This is a genomic window from Shinella sp. 838 (assembly GCF_029623935.1).
GTDB lineage: Bacteria > Pseudomonadota > Alphaproteobacteria > Rhizobiales > Rhizobiaceae > Shinella.
In genome coordinates, this window is sequence record NZ_JARSBQ010000067.1 from 1 (window position 1) to 971 (window position 971).

Consider the following 971-nt stretch of genomic DNA (forward strand, 5'->3'; position numbering starts at 1 on the left):
GGCTATGCTGCCGAGTTCGGATTGAGTGCTGCCCAGGGAATATGCAAGGTGGAACACCTGCTCGAGCGTATCGCAACCGATGAGACGCTGCCCGAACTTGCTCGCGACTTGTTCGCGCTTCATGCACGAGAATACAGACAGTTGCAGGGAGAGATCGCCAAGGTCGAAGCCAGATTGATGGCTTGGCACCGGGCTGACGAATGCAGTCGGCGACTAGCGAAAATTCCCGGCGTCGGCCCGATCGGCGCGTCACTGCTTGTCATGAAGATGCCAGCACCCGAAGGCTTTCGCTCGGGTCGGCACTTCGCCGCCTGGCTCGGACTGACGCCAAAAGATCACTCCACCGCTGGAAAAATCCGGCTTGGCGGTATTACACGTGCCGGCGATGAAACCCTGCGAAGCGTTCTCGTGGCAGGGGCGACTGCTCTTCTGCGCCACGTTCGAGAAGGGCGCGGCAAGAACGCTTCGCCATGGCTCAGGGAACTCCTCAAGCGCAAGCCGCCGAAGCTCGTGGCTGTGGCATTGGCTAACAAGATTGCCCGCGTCGCATGGAAGCTCATGGTGACCGGCGGGCAACACAGGGCCGACACCGCGCAACCGCTTCATGCCCGAGCCGTATAGAGATCAGCCAGCCGCGGCGAGCGATCTGCGGAACGCTGCCGCACTGAACTGATGCCCAAACTTGCAAGAAGAAGAGTAGATGGTGATCGATCGTTCCGAAGCGCGTGACAATCCGTATAATGCAAAGGCCGACAAAGGCCGCAGACCTGTTTGGAACTCGCGTAGCGGAAACCATCTTGGCCCGCGGTCATGTGCGGCCGCACACTCAGAGGCCGGACATATGATCGCAAGCGATCGGTTCAAATTACTGCCGTCAATCTTGCAAGCCGGGGGCCGTCCACATATGCAAAATGAACAGCGTCGATCCGCTCGCCTGGCTCTGCCAAACCTTGACCCGCATCGCTCAGGGC

Annotated in this window: 1 protein-coding gene; it reads left to right on the forward strand. The window is 59.8% G+C overall.

Features of this window, described 5'->3' with window-relative positions; genetic code table 11:
* On the forward strand, nt 1-621 hold a 621-nt coding region (locus P9A16_RS35590; RefSeq protein ID WP_278026565.1), incomplete at its 5' end, for an IS110 family transposase.
* Nucleotides 622-971 lie beyond the last annotated feature (350 nt).